We start from the raw sequence: 18851 nt of genomic DNA, 5'->3' as shown, positions 1-18851 counted from the left end.
CTTAGCAGTCTGTGAGCCTGAGAGCAGAGTGATAAGTGCCAGACAGGGCAAGAATACAGACGGTACCTTAATGGGGTGGTGGGAGTAAGAGAACTGCGTGTACGCAAGAGCAACCTGAAAGGCTCAGCCTTACCTTATGGTTTCACACCCGGACAGCATACGGAGCACATCAGCAAAGCCGTTGTGCCCCAAGATGCCGGCTGGGTGTGTATGGGTGAGCAATGAGTGGAGTGCATGGTCGGAAACGAAGTCTTTGGCCATGCAGCGGAACGGATGGCCGCTGCCTCTCTATCCGGAGGTGACCATGAAATAGTCACCATAGAACAAAGGCAACCGGACATACCTTAGCAGGGTGGTGGGAGTATGAAAAACGCGTTAGGGATAGGAGAATAAAGCCCACAGCAAGGCGAGGACTTGACGCGGATAGCCCGGCAGTTTACTGAAACGCCCAATAAACAGTACAAAATATCACGACAGAATCCTTCATCATCAGGAAGAAAATCCGAGCAAAGTATGAAGTATGAAATTCAGGAATCATACAAGCAAAAAATCAAACTCACTTAAAAACAGCATAACACATTGTCATTCAAGCAATTCTTCCGAAAGTACCATTTTTATCTGTTAATTAACCCTATAGCCTATGAAATATGACATCAGGAAACGAGGTCTCTCATGCATAATGTATAAATTTGAAAGAAAAAGGGATTATGGCAAGAATAGGATATATAGTGACTGAACAACCAGAACAACGCATCGAGGAAGACGAACAAAGGATAAAGAAAGAGAACTGCGACATCATCTACAGGGAGCGGTACAACGTAGAGGGGAAAACCAAAGAACTGAAGAAACTTATAGACAATCTGAACGACAGGGATGAAGTTATCTTCTTATCAATGGCAAATGCCTTTAAAGGAGTAAGACAGCTTTGCTTATTCCTCAATATCAGTAGAATTAAAAATCTCAGAATTATATTCTTAAGGGACAGGATAGACAGTTACGGAGAGAAATATGAGAGTTCCACCGAAAATCTGCTGCACGCCATATCGACACTGACAGAAGATTCATACGCAATCAGGAAGATAAGGAAACTTTCGGAAAAAAGAGAAAGGAGCAGAAGCCAAGCCAGGCAGCTTCGCAATGAGAAATGCGTGGAGCTGTACAAAGCGGGCATTCCGACAGATGAGATAAAAAAGCAGATTGGTTTCAGAAGCTAAAGCTCTGTATTCAGGATTCTCAGAGCCAGTGGGGTGAAGACAGACAGGAGAAGGGATAGTGAGGAATGAAAGAGTATAAAGAACAAAACTTAAAGGTCTGAAACAAACAAATAATTGTATTTTTATCATGCCATCATAAAAAAAGCTTGAAGAAAAACGAATAAAATTATTTGAGGAGTAATGAAAAGTAAAACATATCAGAAATCGATATGTATGAAGTATTTTGAACCAACAGAAAAGGCAGATTATTAAAAGAAAGAAGTATGAAAGAGATAACCCTATTAAAATCAAGATATAAAAGGAACGGATATCTGATATTCAGAAAGAGCGACAACCTGAGAGAAATATGCAAGGCTATACCAGAAGACCTGTGTGGAGTGTATATCTACACAATAAAGGAAAATGGCAAGAAGCGTATAATATATATCGGATGTTCAGGTAAGATAGAAAACGGTATGCCCGTATGCAGACAAAAAGGCGGACTAAGAAGAAGGATATGTGGCAAACAGGGAAACGTGTCAAGAGACACCTTCTATAAGAAAGTAATGGAAAAGGAAGGAGTTTCAGAAATAAAGATTTACTGGTTCGACACAGAAACGGACGATCCGGAGTTTATAGAATATGATTTAATTCTGAACTATATCATCAGAGAGAAGGAATTTCCGGAGTTCAACAATAAATTGGAACGAAAAGGAAACAAAGCTATTAAAGATTTTGATTCTGTGACAAAATCAAAATAGCACCCAAAGAAAAAGCATATAAAGGTGACAAACCTATCACCCCTATATGCTCAAAGAGTATCTATAAATGAAATTGATGTTGTTCTTACATACGGTTCTTCTGGTTATCACCTATATAGATAGCCATCGGGTTAATAATAAGTAAGGTCAAGGTTTCTTTTCCAACACCTTCTTTATCAACTCTTTTACTTCCTCTTTGCTTTTGATAGCAGCCGGATAAGCATGAAAAACATTATATTCGTCTATGGCAACTTCCAGAGGTATTTCTGCACCGGGTTGTCTTGCCTGAAAGAATATGGTCAGACGGCGCTTGATTTCAGGTTCAAATTCTTTGGTTACGAGTCCTTCAATACCCCATGCAGCTACATGGTCGTAGAGGGGTGCATAGTAGATAAGTCCATCGGCCACATCCTGCCAACATTTGTTCTTTGATTTGGTCGTGGTACCTCCGACGTGACCGTTGTAAGCAGTTTCTCCGTAAGGTGTGTTTTTCAAATCAATAGCGAACGGACGGCATTCCAACAGTTCAAAAGCTGCATCCCAATTTCCACCACCGGTCATCGGGAAATTACTACCGTCAAACAGGTCGTAATCAAACCAATTCAATACTACGATTTTGACTCGTTCTTCTCCAAAGATTTTCTTCATCCACCAACCCTGTGCTCCATAAACAGTATTACTCTTTTTGAGAATAAACGAATCGTTGATGGCATGAGGCTGATTGGTTATCACCAAGGCCTTGCGTTTACCGTTCAAGGGTGTCTGACGTGCAAACATTTCCGAAATATGGGTAGCCATTAAACTGTCGCGATCGTTCAATCCAGGTGAGTTCCAGAAATCCTTGTAGTCCTCTACAGTACGAATCTCGTCCCATGAGAACTCGCAATCGGTCAGACCGAGCCTGATTTTCCTTGGAGAGGTACGGTTTATTTCATATATACCTTTCAGGAATTTAACGCGGTTGTATTTCTCCCAAATCGGATAGAAGGTCTCCGACTTTCTATAGTAGGCATACAGGCCGTCCATGAAAGCCGCCTCCGTTGGATAACTGCCTTGCAGCAGGCGGTTCACATCATCGTTCATGTTGGACGAGCCAACTTCGGTATAGACGTATCCCACTTGCTCAACAAAACGAGGATCGGCCAGGATGTCATGAATCAGGTCGTATTGTACCGTATCACGGTGGTCACGCTCACCCAGCACTACTATATCCGATTTCTCAAACTGTTTGAATATGTATTCTTTGGGAGACATTCCCTTTTCAGCTGCGCATGTACGCAACGCCTCGATAGAGGGTGTCTGTGCCTTTAATGCAATGGCTGTAAAAGCACTGAAAATAAAAAACAATAACTTCCTCATATATAAAATATAAAATTATTTATTCAAGATCATTCTTGGATTTTAGACAAGATCTACATACGGCTCTTCTGGCTATCTCCGGCACCTGTTCCCTTGTACTTGCTCTTGGCTGCATTGAACTTATAGCGTAAAGTTATGCCAATATTTCTGCGGGCTTCCATTTTGATTGTCATCAGACGGTTACCACTGTAAATGGTTGATTTTGCCTGATATGAGTTGAAAAGATCATTAGCTTTTAGCTGAACCGAAAGGCGGTCTTTAAGGAAACTCTTGTAAAGGCTGATGTTCGCAAACCAGCACCATTCTTCGACCTTTGTATTTTCGTTGTCACCCGGCGTGTCAAAACCTAAATCTACATCAAGACTGATACCAAGAGGCAGCTTGAAATTGTTGCTCCAGGCAAAGTTCAATATCGGATTATTGAAGTTTTCTGTTCCATTGTATGTTTCCACTTTATACCATTGCTGGAGCAGGAGGAAATTGAACTGGGGGGACCATAATCCGATTGTTGGAGACAATGTCAGAGTGGTATATAACTTGTCACTGTTATACATGTTGTAGAAGGAATGTAACGAAACGGTCGGATTGTCTTCCGAATATGCCCTGCTCAACTGTGTAATGGCATCTTCTCCGTGTATATATCGTGAATTGAGGTATATCCACTTGTACGATACATTCAGCGTAAGACGGTTTATCAGTGACGGTCTCAGCAGCGGATTACCTCCTTCGTAGGTATATCGGTTTCCGTACATGATGTCACTTCTCAGCATCCAGTATGAAGGGCGGTAGATACTGCCGGTATAGGTCAATTGGGCCTGTACTTTACCAATAGGAAGATTCAAGGATACGGACGGGAATACATTGTCGTATGTCCTGCTTTGCTCGTCCATATATTTGCCATCCTCGTAATAGTCGGAAGACAGATGCTCATACCGTACACCTAACTGTGCCTGTAGCTTGCCGAAGCTGCGGGCATATTCCAGAAAAGCAGAAGTAGAGTTTTCCTTGATGTTGTTGTTATTGTCGTCCAGAATTCCTTCCACATTCATGTACGCATTATTCCGGTTCGTATAGGTGTATTCCCCGCCAAAAGAGAGGTTTCCTCCCCATAGTGGATGACCAAAAATCAGTTTGGTAGCATAAAGGGTATTGTCTGTCAGATTTTTGGTGGTGACAGTCTGTTTCTCTAAGGAACCTCCCGCCGGGGTGAACTGCTCCAGCATTTCCTGGGGATTCTTCGTATCCGACCAGAAACCATCCGCGTTGAAGTCGATAGTCCAGTCTCCTATACGCCCGTTATAATAAGCATTGAGGGTATGTCTGGTTTCCTGCGTATTTCTCCAACCCGAAGTGTGACTCTCCTCATAAAGAGCATCATCCTGATACACCAGGGTATTCATCGGATCTACTGTTTCATAACGTTCCGGAGTGCGGTCATAATCATAGCGTGCACCCAGAGAGTGATTCTCGTTAAACTGATAGTTCAGCGACAGCATGGCCGCAACATCTTTCATGTCATATTGTGTGCAGAGATATGAATCCTGTATCCATGTCTTATCCAACAGCGTTTTCTGTGTGATGGTCTTGCGGTCTTCTGTGTATCCTTTCTTGCCATACAGCATACCTGAAAGGTCAAAGCCTCCTTTTCGGTAGTTGAAGTTGTACTGGTCCAGCACATTCCATCCGTAACCATAACCTGTATAAAAACGGTTGTTGAAACCGAACCCTTCTCCCTGTGGCTTTTTAGTCTGAATGCGGATAACCGCATTGACCGTCGCATCATAGCGCGAGCCGGGATTGTTCACAACTTCCACGCTCTTGATGTTGTCGGAAGCAAGCTGGTCGAGTTCGGATTTGTCCCGTACTTTACGTCCGTTGATATATATTTCAGGAGTTCCGGCACCAAACACTTTAATGTCTCCTTCATTAGCTGATACACCGGGTATCTTGTTTAACAGGTCATTTCCTGTTCCTGCATTTTCAAGGATACTACCTGCTACGGTAGTTACCATGGCATCCCCTTTTACACGTGTCTTAGGTAAGTCTGCTTTTACCACAACCTCACCCAATTGTTGTGCATCCGATACGAGCTGCACGATACCAATATTTGCCGGAGATACCGGCTTACAAACTGTTTTATATCCTATGGAGGATATTTTCACTATCTGGTTTTGCGATGTTGCATCCAGTGTGAAAGAACCATCCTCACCGCTAATGGTTCCATTTACAAACGCTGAATCCGGCAATGACAACAGCACCACATTGGCGTATGGCAACGGCTGGCTGTTCTCGTCAATCAATTTTCCGCTAACTGTCTGTGCGGATAAACTTACAGGTAGTATGATTCCTGTCAGCACAAACAAAAATACTTTAATAAATTTCATTGTATATTACTCTTATTGTTTACGATTATCTATTCCGACCACAAAGTTAGTATATACAAATTTAAAGTGTATAAAAAGTATATCTACATTTTAATCTGAATGAAAATCCATGTATCACACTAATATACAATAATTTATCATATATTTTACACCAAACCCAAAATCTACATTTTCATTTTTCAGAACTCTGCCACCCATCTGTCGAGTGTCATTTCATCCGGAAGACCGTCTTGCAGAGTATCGCTCAGATGCTTCTTCAGGCGGAACTTTTTCTGAGATACGGAAGTCGTATTCACACCGAAGATCTCCGACATCTGTGCATTGTTGAAACGTAGTTTTATCAGCATACAGAGGTGTAGCTCCTGCTTCGTAAGAGTTGGGCATATACCCAGAAGGCGGCTCACGAAATTGCTGTATGTACTTTCGCACATTTGTTCCAGAGTCTCCCATTCACCGGTCTCCAGGACACGGCATTTTTCTCTCAGTTCCTTCACCAGTCTGTCGTTGTCCACCACATAGTCGGTAAGCACACGTTCCCTCTGCTTCAGGTAGAGATTTTCTTCCGATAAGTTGCGGAACTTATCTGCCTCCCGTCTGGCCTTATCCAGTTTGGAAGAATAGTCGTTAATATGATGTTGAAGAGAGTTTATCTTTTCAGACAGCCTGCTGTTCTCAACCTGAAGGCTGTCTATCTGTTCACGGTATTCATGCAGTTCTTCAGAGTTCATTTCCTGACCGGAGAGCTGTTCCTTCAGTTCCTCCATGTAGCGGTTGTTCTGCATGAGCCGTGTCTCGTATTCGTGCAGTTGAAGCATGTAGTACTGTAGCTGTTCCGACTGTTTGCGGATGGTAGTTTCCTTTCTCACAAGCCGTTTCTGATAGAGGTAAGCTACGACAGCTATAGCCACTATCAGGCATATCGTGATGATGAACATCATACGCTGTGCATCCGCTTTCTCCAGTTTCAGACGCTGCTGCTCGGTGATGAGTTTCTGATGGTCGTACTTCTCTTTATAGGCGATGATTTCCTTACCTTTGTCAAGGGCTATGATAGAATCGTTGTAAAAAAGAAGTGAATCGCAATAGGTCTTCAGGTATTTACGGTATTTGGGACTATCACTTATTTTATATAATAACTCATATATTAATGCTTTCGTATAAACACTATTGGTTTTTAATGATTTTTGAAGATAGATGTAAGCAGAGTCATGTTCATTCAAATAATAGTAATTCTTACCTATAAGAACTGTTGACTGATAATCAACCGGTAATGATTTTGACAAAACCAAAGACTTTTCCAAGTTTCCGCTATTGGAATACACTAAAGCAATCTCATTTTGAGTCTCATAATAATATCCATCTTTCTGTCCTAACTCCAAAGATATTGAAGAACATTTGTTATATGTATCTATTGCCTTTGGAAATTCATTTGTAAGACAATAACACCTGGCTAAAAATCTTAAAGCAGTCATTTGATAACGCTTATTCGAATCCTTAACAGCATAATCGTATGCTGCGGTACAAGCATCAAGTGCATAATCTACTAATCGACGAAAAAGATAAAGATTACCTAAAGAGGACATAATCAGATATCCTGTCTTATAATCATCTGTTTTCTCTACTTCAGTTTTGCCTTCCAGATAATACTGCATGGCGTCCTCTATATTGCCAAGTTCGTAATTTATGTTTCCCATATAAAGTGCCGACATCGCCTTCCTGCGGGCATTGTTTGTTGGCTTGTAATAATCGTATGCTATCCTCACAAGGGAATCAGAAGGGATTTTCATCACCTGTTTGTACTGCGCCTGCGTCACCAGCAGACACCAAAGCGCATGGTTCTCCTTATCCCAGCGTGCTGAAGGCATCGGCATATCCTCCAGAATATGAAGCGCACTGTCCGGGTGATCAAACATCACGGATTCTGCATGAACCAGTTCCGGAAGCGGAGTTTTCTCCTTGCCGTTTCCGCTGCATTGGATATTCAAAAGGGCTGTACAAGCAATCAGAATGTACAGAATATAGTGGGTTATCTTTCTCATTTTACGAATTTTGCGGCAAAATTAGAAAAAAAGCGAAATACGTAAACAGTATTAAAGGAATAGATGCAGTATTTCCCGGAAGAACAGGAATTTCCGTTTCTATTCAAGGGAACGGAAATACAGAAGCAGAAGGCTCCGGTCAGGAGCCTTTTATGATTACCACACAATCCTCGACTTCGGTGGGCAGACCGAAAAGAGGGTATCGTGTGAAATAGGGTTGCGCTTCTTCATCAGGAGGAGTACAGACAAGTTCCGCACCGATACTTTTCAGCGTTTCATCAATCATCCTGACTTCTTCATCTGTCAGACCGGTCATGTCGCCGTTGAAGATATAACCGAAAGCCCATGTCGGGATTTTTTCAATGCTCTGTTTCATGGTATATGGATTTTAGATTTGAACTATCTTGTTTATTCTGCCGTGAAGGAAGTTTCTCAGTGCCGTCTTGTCGATTGACTTGTATTCGTACCAACAGCCGTACTGATTGACGAGAAATGTCTTCAGGATGTCAGAGAAATCAAATCTCCAGCCTCTCACCGGGATTCCGCTCTTGAAGTAGGTGTTATGGTTCACCTGGTATGAAATCCAGTTCTTTTCCTCACGGCTGAGTTTTTCCTTATTGTTCACTTTCTGACGAAGGATGTAGGCTTTTGCGTCCTTAAGAGTGTCAAGTGCGGGCACTTTCCACAATGCGAATTTTGTTGCTATTGCTGCCATAGTCGTTTGAATTTATGAGTTAATGAATTTATGCGGATCTGAAAGCGAGGGAGTTGAAGTTTCAACCATCTGCCGTATCATTTCCGACATTTTTTTATGCGTCTTCCGGTCGCATCGGTCGTTTCGTTTCGGTGCCTGGTTTGAAGGGCATAGCAGAAGCAAGGTTTTGAGAGAAAATACCTCGCCTCCGGCAGGGAAGATTTTCACTCAAACCGACAGACCTGACCTTGATGAAGCGGAACAGCCCGATATACCTTTGCACCGCAGAACGGAATGGCCAACTGATGCGGACGGGGCCGGATGGTGGAGGATAATGAAGTGAAGGCAGAGAATTTACCTGAATAGTAATTTATTTTCTGATGATAAAGCAAAAGACAATAATATAACTTATCTCTTTAGTAGATATGAATTATTGAAAGACAGCATACTAAACTTATAGATTTAGAATAAAATGGCTATATTTGTTATCGAATATGACTTGTGGTGTATTTGATAAAGACAGTTTCATTGACTTAAATATGGAGGAATAAAAATGAACGGGACGATTGATTTTTTAAAGCAGCATGAAAGCAAGACGCCTTCAAGATACCAGGAAAACGCGGAATGGAGACGTGAAAACCGTGAATGGCTTAAATGGTCTCGTGACGTTGCCTTGTCACTAATTGATTACATGGAGACAAATGGAATCAACCGTAACGGGCTGGCAGAACGTCTCGGTGTTACGCCACAATATGTAAGCAAGATATTGTCCGGCAAGGTAAATTTCTCATTTAAAAGTATTGCTGAGATAGAGAACAGACTATCCATCAAACTCTTAAGAATTATGGAGCCGGCATAAATGACAGCAATAAAATAAGGGAAGAACAACATGGATAAAGTCTGTTCTTCCCTTATTGTTTTTGATTGTGTTACAGAATCAAAAATGAAAGTATTTCTTTATGTGGCGGAGGAATGGTGTGGGTTCCTTTTCGATTGAGTAAGGATTTCCCCATTTGGAGATTCCGGAAACGGATTCTGCGTATGTGATTAGCAGGCGCTTTTTTGCCCTGGTCATGGCGACATAGAAAAGTCTTGCGGATTCTCTGATTTCTTCCGGAGTCTTTTTGTCAAAGAATGGATAGACACCATCGGTTGCCTCGAAGATGATCACGTTCTCAAACTCCAGGCCTTTTGCCTTGTGGACTGTAGAGACGAACACCTTTTCTGTTATACATGAGCTGTCACACAGGTCAGCCTCTCGATAGGTCGTTATATCGAGAAGGTGGGCTGAAAGTTGCTCCTTCAGGCTCGGAATCTTCTCCGGGGAGATTACATCGTTACGGAGGAAGCTGAAGATGTACTGCATCTTCGGGTTCGCTGTTATCCACTCCTTCTGTATGAATGTGCCGTACAGTTGCTCCAGCTCGTCAACAAGCAGAGGAGTTTCAAACGACCTCTGGTAGAGACGGCTGAGTGTACCATGATAGATGTCGGCATAGGCTCTGCGGAACAGCTCGGCCACGGCAGAGTTGTTCTGAAGGCAGTCGGTATGCTGCTGCATGTTGGCAGCAAAGATACCCAGGAAGTGGTCAAGCACTGACAAGGTAGCGATAACATCATCATCAGCCAGATGGGAGTTCTCTCCTTCGAGGCCAAAGACCTCCAGCAGGGATTTGAGCTTGTAGGACTTCAGGCGTGGAGCTATGATACGTGCCACCCTGAGGGTATCGAAATAAAGAGGATGAACGGTAAAGAAAGAGAAATCACCGCAATCCCTACGGAGATTGTAGTCAAGAATATAACAGTCATATTCCACGTTCTGACCGATAAGGGTACAGTCACCCACGAAGTCCATAAACGCACACAGACCGATCTTACGGTCAACCTTTTCCGCACGCTCATATTCCTTAAGAAGAGGGTTAATGATGCCTCCGAGCATGGCCGGTATCGGTTTGTCTGTGTGAAGGATGATGTTGAAGCGGTCGGTAATCTTCCCGGCATTCACCTTGATGGCCGCAATCTGCACGATATCGTCATCAAAGACATTCAAGCCCGTGGTTTCCGTATCAAAGATTACGTATTCGCCCTGGCAGCATCTGTAAAGCTCCAGCATGTATGAGCTACGTGTGTAGTTGAGAAAATCAGACGGCAGCAGGTAGTTGTCACGGAGATACTTCACGAAGCGGCGAGCCTCGGATTCTTCATTGAAGATACCTGTCCCGGTCAGGATCTTTGACCAAGCCATTATGTTGGAATCCATGTACACCACCTGCAGATGGGCGAAAAGCAGCTGCGCCTGACGGGTAGTGAAAAGGTCTGTTCCGGAAACCTTGAAGTGGGGGATATTGCGGTTTGAGAGTTCACGCGAAATCTGGTCGGCATCCTTGTTCCAGGGCACAAGAACAGCCACCCTTTCATCAGGATGAGAGGTACAAAAATTACCAACACTTTCAGCCACCAGCTTCACTTCATCGTCCTTTTCAGGAGCGGCCATGATGCAGAGAGAATCCTGTCCGGCTTCAGTAAGATTGTTCGTCTTGGGCAGGAAATGAGGGTCAACATCAAGCTCCATGTTGGCGTATGTATTGAAGACATCCAAGAGATATTTCGGGGAACGGTAGTTGAAATAGAGGCGGTGCATATTCTCTCCACAGCGTTCACGCAACCATTCAAGCGTTGCGAGCTTTGCGCCTATGAATGAGAAGATTGCCTGCTGCTCGTCACCGAGATAAAGCGTTACGTTTTCCTTAGAATGGTCAGTAAACAGGTCGATGATTCCGAACTGGAAAGGGGAGAGGTCCTGAACCTCGTCAATCTGAATCCAGGAATATTTCTTCAGCCTGTCCTGATGCTGTGAAGCGTGGATATAAGTCAGGATAAGCAGGTCATCGAAATCAACCAGGTTTCTTTCTTCCTTGTACTGTTGGTATTTTCTTGCAAACTTGAACTGCTGGAGGCAGTCATCCAAATACTTTGACGGCTGACCATTGGTATCTACTTTCGGAAAAACAGTACCAGTATAGAGTCCGGCAAAGTTCTCCATCGTGTAATCTAGGGACACCAGCTTGAACAGCGTCTTATAATCAAACGTGCGGAACAGGTCGGTGTGCATCAGGAACTCTTTAGGGCATCCGCTGGCAATCATATATCCAAGGTGCTGCAACTTGATGGCATTGGTAAGAACACGATTGTAGCCACTGCCGGCATAGGAACCTTCTTTCCAGCCAAAAATGGAAGCCATAATGGACAAAGATTCCTGCTCGTCAATGACGGTGGTATCACGTGCCACCACGTTGTTGTCAAAGAGGTAGTGCGAACAGAAGCGGTGTACGTTTCCGACAAACAGGCTCATTTCTCCTGAAGACTGAAGCCTTTCGAGTATTCTGGAGCGCATACCTCTGGCCGCCCTGTTAGTGAAAGTCAGGCAGAGCATGTCATCCAGTGACACACCACACGAGAGGGCACGAACCACCCTTTCGGCAAGGATATCCGTCTTGCCGCATCCCGGAGGAGCCAGAACCAGATGATAACCGCTGTCAAGGGTAATCACTTTCTTCTGGAACTCGTCATTCTCATACTTTTTGTCGAAGGTATATGCCGGGTATTCGTAGAGAGGGTAGTTACCTGGAGTAGGGATGCTACCATCTTGGGTATGGGGTGTGTCGGTGGGTTTCATTATATATTTTCTTACAGTTTGTCAGTTATAAGACCGGGATCTATCTCCAACTTCGAGAAAGCGAACAATTTCTTGCCAAGATCCTTCAAAGAAGCTCCTATATGGTAAACCTCTTTATCGTCAACTATCAGGAAACGGTCATGACTATTCCGGTAGGTTCTGATATTGATGGGTGGGTACTGATCATTATGCTTGTCAAGGTCAAGCTGAAGCTGTGCCGTAATCTTCTGTGTATAGATAGTGGCCGACACACCCGGATTGCGTTTGCTCAGCATAAGCAATACAGATTCATCGACATAGTTGTCTATCAAAAGAAGGGATTTTCTGGCGGTTTTGATAAGATCCGTTGCAAACTTGTAGGCATCGAATATCTGTCCGTCAAAGAAGATACCTTCCACCGGTGGCAGTGAGGTACGGACAAAGAAGTCTATCTTTTCCGAATGTAAGGCGACAGTTTTCTCCAGCTCAGAAAGACGTTGATTTATGGAATATCCTTTTAACAGATATTCCTTCAGTATGCTGTTCGCCCATTGACGAAATTGAATACCTCGTTTGCTATTGACACGAAAGCCAATGGATATGATTGCATCCAAATTATAATATGTAAGGTTACGAACAACCTGACGCTTACCCTCTTGCCGAACTGTTCGGAAATCCCGAACAGTTGAACTTTCTTCCAGTTCTTCTTGCTCGTATATATTTTTAATGTGTTCACTGATATTAGCTTTACTTGATTGAAATAGTTCTACTATCTGTGCCTGTGTAAGCCATACAGTTTCATCTTCTATACGTACGTCCAGTTTAACTGTTTCATCCGGTTGGTAAAGTATTATTTCTCCTTGTTCCATTTTGTTTAGAATTTATACAGAATATTATTCAACAAAGAAATCACAATCATAAACATCTGTACCAGAAGGGAACTGAACCCTTACACAGTAATTACCGCAAACTATATATTTATCAGAAACGACAGTACCGACTTCTCCTGTATTCGGATCTGTAACCTTGTAGCCTGGTACCATCTTGGCAAGTTCAGCCTTCATTTTATCAGAGGTAAAAACAGTTATATCGCAACCACAATGTTCATAATAGACAAGGCCCATATTCATAGACTGTGTAGCCTGCTCTACGATATCCATGATTTCCTGTTTACTGAGTATAGTTTCAGTTTCAAACTGCTGTACCTTTATATCGGGGAATTTCTTTATAAAATCTTGCTTTGTCATATTGGTAATGCTAATATATTTGAATTTATTGTTTTAATAATGTTTGATTACGTTACATAATCAAATTACTTTCTGTTTGGTTGAATATCCTCTTCGGACAGATAGTTATAAATTGTCTGTTTTGCCTTGATGCCGGTTATCTCCATTATCTGCTGTACGGCTGTACCAGCCTTGTAGAGTTGGATGACAGCTTCCTTCTTCGGTTTTTTCATCTTAGTCCCTTCCTGTCTTCCGAACTTTACACCCCTCTTCTTGGCTGCATCGATTCCGGCTTTACACCCTTCAAGAATAAGATTGCGGTTATACTCGGCCAGTGATGCGAGTATCTGCATGGTGAACCTGCCGACAGCGGTAGAAGTATCAAGATTGTCCTGAAGGGAAACAAGTTTGATTCGCCGTTGCTCCAGCTTGGCACAAAGGTCGAGCATTTCCTTTACGGATCTGCCTAATCGGTCAAGTCGGTAAATGACAAGTGTGTCATCGGTACGAAGGTAATCCAAGCAAGCAGTCAGACCTTCACGCTTGAACTCCTTTCCGGAGATTTTGTCTGTGAAGATACGGATGCACCCAGCATTGTTCAGTGCATCTTCCTGAGAAGAGAGGTTTTGCTCCCTTGTACTTACTCTGGCATATCCTATTTTTTCTCCCATAAGTCTAAATTATACTTGATTTTTCAAAGTTATTGGTTTTAGACTTAAAAAGCAAGAAAAATGCCCTATATATATAAGGTATAGGGCAAATTATTACTGTCTATGATAAACTATAGTTTAATTTAGTCATTCAAAAGATAATTTAGCAAGAGGAGATGAATGTGTTTGTCACAAATAAATCATAAATTTGTGACAATATCCGCTAAAATTTTGTTTTGTCACAAATAAATCATAAATTTGTGACAAATTCAATGTATGAGTATTATAACGCAAATAGAAGATAGAATAAAATCATTTGGAAGGGGAAGTATTTTTTACCCTGATGATTTTTTGGATTTGGGTACATCCGACTCAATAAGACAGTCATTGACGAGGTTATGTAAAGACGAAAAGATTGTCAGGGTAGCCCAAGGAATCTATTGCTACCCTCAAATTGACGAAGAACTTGGTCTTGGTATTATTATGCCTTCCTCAGATGAAATAGCCAGAAGTCTGGCAAAAAGAGACCACGCAAGGATTGTTCCGACTGGTTCTTACGCACAGCATGTTCTTGGTTTATCTACACAGATTCCATTGAATTGTGTATATATGACTGATGGATCAGCAAGACATCTGGAATTATACAATGGAAGAAAGATCACTTTCAAAAGAACGACACCTAAGAATCTGTCTTTCAGCAGTAAATTAGCTATGCTGATAACATTTGCCCTTAAATCACTTGGCAAAATAAATATGGAACAGACCGTCATAAAAAAAATCCGGGAATTACTGAAAAATGAGCCAAAGAGTGAAGTTATGAAAGACTTAAGTTTAATGCCGGAATGGATAAGGAATATAGTAACAGAAGCTTATGAATAATTATTTTAGTCTAACAAAAGAGCAGCAACAAAAGGTATTACAGGCAGCAGAAAACAAGATAGGATTGCCTGGACAGGCCATAGAGAAAGATATATGGGTAACAACGATATTGCAAATAGTTTTTACCATGTCTTGTGCTGAACATTTAATATTCAAGGGCGGAACTTCAATATCAAAAGTTTGGAACCTGATAAAACGGTTTTCAGAAGACATTGACCTTGCCATTAATCCTGTTGTCTTTGGAATAACCGGAGATATAACAAAGAAGAAAATAAAGAAGCTCAGAAAAGCGTCATCTGTTTATGTAAGAGATACGTTCTATCCTGAGCTACAGCAAGCAATAGAGGATCATGGTCTGGCAGAGTTATGTTCTGTGGAAGTTGAACCTGATGGAGAGGGTGACGGTACTTATCCTGAGCCAAGAAAAGTATGGATTAAATATGACAGTGTATATCCTTCAGAATTAGATTATCTTAAACCGGTTGTCATGCTTGAAATCAGTGCCCGTTCACTAATGGAACCATGCACTGTTACCAAAGTAAAGAGTATGGTAGAAAACAACTACCCGAATATTCAAACGACACTGGCAGATTCTGATATTACAACTGCCAATGCAGAAAAGACTTTTTTGGAGAAAGCTTTTCTAATACATGAAATGTTCTCTGTGGAAGGACATGGAAGGAAAGCAGACAGAAAATCAAGACATCTGTACGATTTGTCAGAAATGATGAAGCATGGCATAGATGACAAAGCTATAAAAAATGATGATTTATGGGAGTCAATCAGGCGACATAGGGAAATATACACTTCTGTAAGTGGTATGGACTACACACCGGATATAAGAAAAAGAATAGTCCTCATACCACGAGAAGATATAATATCCGCGTGGGAAAAGGACTATACTGACATGAAGGACGATATGATATTCGGAGATAAGCCGACATTTGACGAACTTATTGATATGATGAAAACACTCGAAGAAAAATTTAGAAAAATACAATAAACCGAAGCATATAAAAAGCTAATAGATTAAGAATTAGATAAGCGAGTAACTTCAAGGGAGATGGGAATATATAACCTCACTCCCATGAAGTATATTTTTATAAACCAAAAGAAGGCTTAAGCAATTGCAAAGCCTTATCAACTTCAACCTGATTTACATCCATAAGGTCATCACCCCAGTACTCAGGGAAATCTAAGATGGATCTGCCGTTGTTCAGGACTGCATTCCTGATGGCTTTCTTTACATTCGGGAAAGAAGGCTCTATCTGAAAGTGCAGGCAATGGCGTACAGCCATTGTAAGAGTTTCCTCGTCTATGAAAAAACGGATGGTCACATTCATGTGAATCTGGTTTTTCTGTTCAAATTTTTTCCTCTTTGCCTGGAGCTTCGACAACCTGGAGTAGAAGAATGACGGAACATTCTTTCCTTCGGAAACAAGTCTTTTCATTTCCTCATGAATTTCATTGATACCGTCACGGATATCAGTAAGGTCAGTACAGTTTGAAGCTATTGTATAAGGTGAAAGTTTTGTTTACATGTCAATGTGATTTATAGGGTTAAACTTTATATCTGTAGTTCTTGTAGGATGTCTTGCGTATATCCACAGCATCATATACTTCGTCTGTATGTTCTGATGGCATTATAAAGCCGTTACATTCAAGAATATGACAGACTGTATATCTGGCGGCAATCCTGTTGTCCAAGATGATAAACTCTACTTTCCTGAAAAAGCCTTTAAAGGTCTTGCCGTTTGCATCTGTGATTATTACAAGCTCTCCCTTCAGGTGATCAAGTTCTGCAGCTCTCTGCTGTGCATTCTTAAGCAATATATTGGCACTTTTCAAGCCTTGCTGAATAATTATTTCCGGTTTCATAAGATAACAAATTAAAGTGTTGTATAATTGTTTATTATACCCTATCCTTTATACCTTGATACAAAGGATAGGGAAAATGAGTCAGTCAATGTCATAGCCTATCATGGTATTGTCATTGATAAGCAGATAATAATAGCCGTTCCCGGTATTTCGGTATTCCTTCATAAAGCCTGCTGCCATGTCACCGTCCTCACGGGGTTCGCACCAGAGTGTGCCGTCATATCCGCAAAAGTCAAACCTGTAGCTTGAATACTTCTCCTTCTTTTTGAAGGCTTCCCTGAAACACTCCATCACCATGTAGCCGCAATACTTCTCGATGGTGCTCAATCTGATACATTTACCATCGATTGTTGTTCCTGTTGTGATATGGTTTTCATACAGAGACTTCTCCGGATCTGCATCTGCAATCTGTCTTAGCCAGGCGTTGGTATGTGAAGCCAGCCTCGCCAGCTTCTTATATTTCAAGACCTCTTTTCTGACGGTTTCCTTTTCATCCTTACCGGTCGGATAATAGACATCCTGAATGGATGCCCATTCATAGAACTTGTACCCTCTCCTTTTCTTCCTCTCGGCGATTATACCTATCACCCCTTCCTGACGATTGATAAAAAGCCTTCTGCGCTTACCGTTGATTTTTACGTACAGTGAAGATGGGTTGTTGGGGTTACGGAGATATACTTCTGCCGGATGTATCGTTGTTGTGTTCATATCGGTAAATTTTGAAAATTAATAGTATTTTGATTCTGTGACATAATCAAATTAAGAGTAAACCATATCTTCGGCAAACCTCTCTATCCAGTCAACAATATGGTTCATGTTGTATTCAGAAGTGATAATAGCTTCCGTTTCGCTTATCTGAGTGAATCTTGAAGATTCATATCCGTCTATGAACTCCTTTAAGCTCTCGACACCGAACATTTCCTTTTCTTCTTCGAATTCCTTATCTATTTCAGCAAGAGGCTTGTTGAATTTAATGCGTAAAGTTTCATAGTTCTTTTCCATAATACAGTCATTTAGAGTTATTAATAATGGTAATATTTCCGTACACTTTTCTGAATGCTTCTGATACATCATCAAAGTATCTGCTGCCATATTCACAGGTAAGTTCCTTTGTCCAAAAGTCAAAGCTGAAAGATTCAGTACAGTCTATCGTTACACTAACATAGTCCTCCATACCGCTCTGGCACACAATGGTATGCCGTTGTACTTTAAACTGCTTGTTTAAGTTCATGTACCTTGCAGTCAATTTCTTAACCATCATTTCAATCCATTTCATAATGTATGTCAATTAATTGTTTTGCTACTTTTTCTTGAAAAAGTAGTCACAACCTTTTTTGAAAGGTTGTGCTACTCGTTTCACTTAAATTCTGCCTTCATCTGCATAACTGTAATAAGAATCATTGCAGATGATAACATGGTCAAGCATTCGGATATTGAGTGTCTTTGCTGCCGTTGCTGCCGATTGTGTCAGCTTATCATCTTCTGTACTCGGTTTTATGTTTCCGCTCGGATGATTGTGTGAAAGGATAAATGAGGTTGCCTCACAAAGAATAGCCTCTTTAAGCAGTACCCTTATATCAATCAGGCATGTATTCAGTCCACCGGAAGAAATGCGTATTCTCTTGATAACTCTTGCAGACGAGTTCATGAAGATAACCCAACACTCTTCGGTCTTGTTATCTCCCATAACGGGGTGCATATAGTCGAAAATATCTGTACTCTGTCTGATAACCGGTCTTTGGTTCTTATTTGAGTTGCAGCGTTTGTAAAGCTCCACTCCTGCCATAACGAGATTGCGCTTGCCTGGTGTCATCTTCGCCAGGACATCCTCAAAGCTGCATTCTTCACCATATACCACTTCCTTTTCCTGTACCTTGTTTACCATAACTGCACTGTTTGTAAGAATGTACACAAGTTCTGAACTGTCCATCAGTCTGTAGTCGCCGTTCACTTCAAATCCTTTTCTCATATCCGTATGCTTTAGAGTGTTAAACCTTGAATTATTCTTCAGCTAGATTTAGACCTTTTTTTAAAACCTTTGTCTTGGTTTGGTCTTTTGTCCGCTGACTTTTTTTTAGATTGAGAATCATTCCCCATCTGAGTTTGAGCCTTTTTTTTACGGCATTGTCTTTT

21 protein-coding genes are annotated in these 18851 nt (G+C 41.6%); 6 read left to right on the top strand and 15 right to left on the bottom strand.

Going from position 1 to position 18851, the window contains the following annotated elements; translation table 11 throughout:
- Positions 1-75 precede the first annotated feature (75 nt).
- From B5F71_RS20375 to B5F71_RS14600, 3 genes are all read left to right on the top strand, one after another.
- Positions 76-225, top strand: a complete 150-nt coding sequence (locus B5F71_RS20375) for a hypothetical protein (RefSeq protein WP_158098109.1) — start codon at positions 76-78, stop codon at positions 223-225.
- A gap of 464 nt (positions 226-689) precedes the next feature.
- A complete protein-coding gene (locus tag B5F71_RS14605; protein ID WP_158098108.1) occupies positions 690-1214 on the top strand; it encodes a hypothetical protein in 525 nt (174 codons plus the stop codon).
- A 263-nt stretch (positions 1215-1477) separates the two neighbouring features.
- Positions 1478-1954, top strand: coding sequence for a hypothetical protein (locus tag B5F71_RS14600; RefSeq protein WP_087211672.1), 477 nt, complete (start codon positions 1478-1480; stop codon positions 1952-1954).
- 147 nt (positions 1955-2101) lie between these two features.
- Here B5F71_RS14600 and B5F71_RS14595 read toward each other — a convergent pair whose 3' ends face one another.
- The 5 genes from B5F71_RS14595 to B5F71_RS14575 form a co-directional block, all read right to left on the bottom strand.
- Positions 2102-3313 (bottom strand): hypothetical protein, encoded by a 1212-nt coding sequence (locus tag B5F71_RS14595; protein WP_087211669.1) that lies wholly within the window; start codon positions 3311-3313, stop codon positions 2102-2104.
- A 53-nt stretch (positions 3314-3366) separates the two neighbouring features.
- Entirely contained in the window at positions 3367-5697 is a 2331-nt protein-coding gene (locus B5F71_RS14590) for a TonB-dependent receptor (protein WP_087211666.1), read from the bottom strand.
- A 179-nt stretch (positions 5698-5876) separates the two neighbouring features.
- Positions 5877-7736: a hypothetical protein gene (locus B5F71_RS14585; RefSeq protein ID WP_241148618.1), complete on the bottom strand. Its 1860-nt coding sequence runs from the start codon at positions 7734-7736 to the stop codon at positions 5877-5879.
- A gap of 139 nt (positions 7737-7875) precedes the next feature.
- A complete protein-coding gene (locus tag B5F71_RS14580) occupies positions 7876-8112 on the bottom strand; it encodes a hypothetical protein (RefSeq protein WP_087211663.1) in 237 nt (78 codons plus the stop codon).
- A gap of 12 nt (positions 8113-8124) precedes the next feature.
- Positions 8125-8451, bottom strand: a complete 327-nt coding sequence (locus B5F71_RS14575) for a molybdenum ABC transporter ATP-binding protein (RefSeq protein WP_087211660.1) — start codon at positions 8449-8451, stop codon at positions 8125-8127.
- Positions 8452-8983: 532 nt separating this feature from the next.
- Between B5F71_RS14575 and B5F71_RS14570 the strand changes: the two genes are divergently transcribed.
- Positions 8984-9289, top strand: a complete 306-nt coding sequence (locus B5F71_RS14570; protein WP_087211657.1) for a helix-turn-helix transcriptional regulator — start codon at positions 8984-8986, stop codon at positions 9287-9289.
- Positions 9290-9367: 78 nt separating this feature from the next.
- On the opposite strand, the gene B5F71_RS14565 is transcribed toward B5F71_RS14570, so the two are convergent.
- From B5F71_RS14565 to B5F71_RS14550, 4 genes are all read right to left on the bottom strand, one after another.
- On the bottom strand, positions 9368-12106 hold the full coding sequence (locus B5F71_RS14565) for a 3'-5' exonuclease (RefSeq protein WP_087211654.1): 2739 nt from the start codon (positions 12104-12106) through the stop codon (positions 9368-9370).
- A gap of 11 nt (positions 12107-12117) precedes the next feature.
- Positions 12118-12954, bottom strand: a complete 837-nt coding sequence (gene rhuM, locus B5F71_RS14560) for a RhuM family protein (protein ID WP_087211650.1) — start codon at positions 12952-12954, stop codon at positions 12118-12120.
- Positions 12955-12978: 24 nt separating this feature from the next.
- Entirely contained in the window at positions 12979-13332 is a 354-nt protein-coding gene (locus B5F71_RS14555; protein WP_241148617.1) for a hypothetical protein, read from the bottom strand.
- Positions 13333-13397: 65 nt separating this feature from the next.
- Positions 13398-13982 (bottom strand): recombinase family protein, encoded by a 585-nt coding sequence (locus B5F71_RS14550; protein WP_087211647.1) that lies wholly within the window; start codon positions 13980-13982, stop codon positions 13398-13400.
- 255 nt (positions 13983-14237) lie between these two features.
- On the opposite strand from B5F71_RS14550, the gene B5F71_RS14545 reads away from it, so the two are divergent.
- Together B5F71_RS14545 and B5F71_RS14540 are read left to right on the top strand one after the other, a co-directional pair.
- Positions 14238-14840, top strand: a complete 603-nt coding sequence (locus tag B5F71_RS14545) for a DUF6088 family protein (protein WP_087211645.1) — start codon at positions 14238-14240, stop codon at positions 14838-14840.
- Positions 14833-15843: a nucleotidyl transferase AbiEii/AbiGii toxin family protein gene (locus tag B5F71_RS14540; RefSeq protein WP_087211642.1), complete on the top strand. Its 1011-nt coding sequence runs from the start codon at positions 14833-14835 to the stop codon at positions 15841-15843. Before B5F71_RS14545 ends, B5F71_RS14540 begins: the two co-directional genes overlap by 8 nt.
- 97 nt (positions 15844-15940) lie before the next feature.
- On the opposite strand, the gene B5F71_RS14535 is transcribed toward B5F71_RS14540, so the two are convergent.
- The 6 genes from B5F71_RS14535 to B5F71_RS14510 all read right to left on the bottom strand — a co-directional run bounded on the left by B5F71_RS14535 (position 15941) and on the right by B5F71_RS14510 (position 18687).
- Positions 15941-16291, bottom strand: a complete 351-nt coding sequence (locus tag B5F71_RS14535; RefSeq protein WP_241148616.1) for a hypothetical protein — start codon at positions 16289-16291, stop codon at positions 15941-15943.
- Positions 16292-16400: 109 nt separating this feature from the next.
- Complete coding sequence (locus tag B5F71_RS14530; protein ID WP_087211638.1) at positions 16401-16718, bottom strand: hypothetical protein; 318 nt, start codon at positions 16716-16718, stop codon at positions 16401-16403.
- An 81-nt stretch (positions 16719-16799) separates the two neighbouring features.
- The gene (locus tag B5F71_RS14525; RefSeq protein ID WP_087211635.1) at positions 16800-17426 is read right to left on the bottom strand and encodes a hypothetical protein; all 627 of its coding nucleotides are present in this window, start codon (positions 17424-17426) and stop codon (positions 16800-16802) included.
- A 51-nt stretch (positions 17427-17477) separates the two neighbouring features.
- A complete protein-coding gene (locus B5F71_RS14520) occupies positions 17478-17720 on the bottom strand; it encodes a hypothetical protein (protein ID WP_087211632.1) in 243 nt (80 codons plus the stop codon).
- A gap of 7 nt (positions 17721-17727) precedes the next feature.
- Positions 17728-17994 carry a hypothetical protein gene (locus B5F71_RS14515; RefSeq protein ID WP_087211629.1) on the bottom strand — a complete coding sequence of 89 codons (267 nt, stop codon included), beginning with the start codon at positions 17992-17994 and terminating at the stop codon, positions 17728-17730.
- A gap of 84 nt (positions 17995-18078) precedes the next feature.
- Positions 18079-18687, bottom strand: a complete 609-nt coding sequence (locus tag B5F71_RS14510; RefSeq protein ID WP_087211625.1) for a JAB domain-containing protein — start codon at positions 18685-18687, stop codon at positions 18079-18081.
- Positions 18688-18851: the final 164 nt, after the last annotated feature.

Source organism: Bacteroides sp. An269, from assembly GCF_002159755.1.
GTDB classification, from domain to species: domain Bacteria; phylum Bacteroidota; class Bacteroidia; order Bacteroidales; family Bacteroidaceae; genus Phocaeicola; species Phocaeicola intestinalis.
Note: the sequence above shows the minus strand (reverse complement) of the source record. Positions and strands in the feature narration are given on the sequence as shown.

Excerpts from the sequence above, each read along its gene's own strand:
- B5F71_RS14510 (WP_087211625.1), bottom strand. The coding sequence starts at position 18,687 with ATGAGAAAAGGATTTGAAGTGAACGGCGACTACAGACTGATGGACAGT.
- B5F71_RS14600 (WP_087211672.1), top strand. The coding sequence starts at position 1,478 with ATGAAAGAGATAACCCTATTAAAATCAAGATATAAAAGGAACGGATAT.
- B5F71_RS14515 (WP_087211629.1), bottom strand. The coding sequence starts at position 17,994 with ATGAAATGGATTGAAATGATGGTTAAGAAATTGACTGCAAGGTACATG.
- B5F71_RS14520 (WP_087211632.1), bottom strand. The coding sequence starts at position 17,720 with ATGGAAAAGAACTATGAAACTTTACGCATTAAATTCAACAAGCCTCTT.
- B5F71_RS14540 (WP_087211642.1), top strand. The coding sequence starts at position 14,833 with ATGAATAATTATTTTAGTCTAACAAAAGAGCAGCAACAAAAGGTATTA.
- rhuM (WP_087211650.1), bottom strand. The coding sequence starts at position 12,954 with ATGGAACAAGGAGAAATAATACTTTACCAACCGGATGAAACAGTTAAA.
- B5F71_RS14585 (WP_241148618.1), bottom strand. The coding sequence starts at position 7,736 with ATGAGAAAGATAACCCACTATATTCTGTACATTCTGATTGCTTGTACA.
- B5F71_RS14535 (WP_241148616.1), bottom strand. The coding sequence starts at position 16,291 with ATGAAAAGACTTGTTTCCGAAGGAAAGAATGTTCCGTCATTCTTCTAC.
- B5F71_RS14570 (WP_087211657.1), top strand. The coding sequence starts at position 8,984 with ATGAACGGGACGATTGATTTTTTAAAGCAGCATGAAAGCAAGACGCCT.
- B5F71_RS14580 (WP_087211663.1), bottom strand. The coding sequence starts at position 8,112 with ATGAAACAGAGCATTGAAAAAATCCCGACATGGGCTTTCGGTTATATC.
- B5F71_RS14555 (WP_241148617.1), bottom strand. The coding sequence starts at position 13,332 with ATGACAAAGCAAGATTTTATAAAGAAATTCCCCGATATAAAGGTACAG.
- B5F71_RS14525 (WP_087211635.1), bottom strand. The coding sequence starts at position 17,426 with ATGAACACAACAACGATACATCCGGCAGAAGTATATCTCCGTAACCCC.
- B5F71_RS14545 (WP_087211645.1), top strand. The coding sequence starts at position 14,238 with ATGAGTATTATAACGCAAATAGAAGATAGAATAAAATCATTTGGAAGG.
- B5F71_RS14550 (WP_087211647.1), bottom strand. The coding sequence starts at position 13,982 with ATGGGAGAAAAAATAGGATATGCCAGAGTAAGTACAAGGGAGCAAAAC.
- B5F71_RS14565 (WP_087211654.1), bottom strand. The coding sequence starts at position 12,106 with ATGAAACCCACCGACACACCCCATACCCAAGATGGTAGCATCCCTACT.
- B5F71_RS14590 (WP_087211666.1), bottom strand. The coding sequence starts at position 5,697 with ATGAAATTTATTAAAGTATTTTTGTTTGTGCTGACAGGAATCATACTA.
- B5F71_RS14595 (WP_087211669.1), bottom strand. The coding sequence starts at position 3,313 with ATGAGGAAGTTATTGTTTTTTATTTTCAGTGCTTTTACAGCCATTGCA.
- B5F71_RS14575 (WP_087211660.1), bottom strand. The coding sequence starts at position 8,451 with ATGGCAGCAATAGCAACAAAATTCGCATTGTGGAAAGTGCCCGCACTT.
- B5F71_RS14530 (WP_087211638.1), bottom strand. The coding sequence starts at position 16,718 with ATGAAACCGGAAATAATTATTCAGCAAGGCTTGAAAAGTGCCAATATA.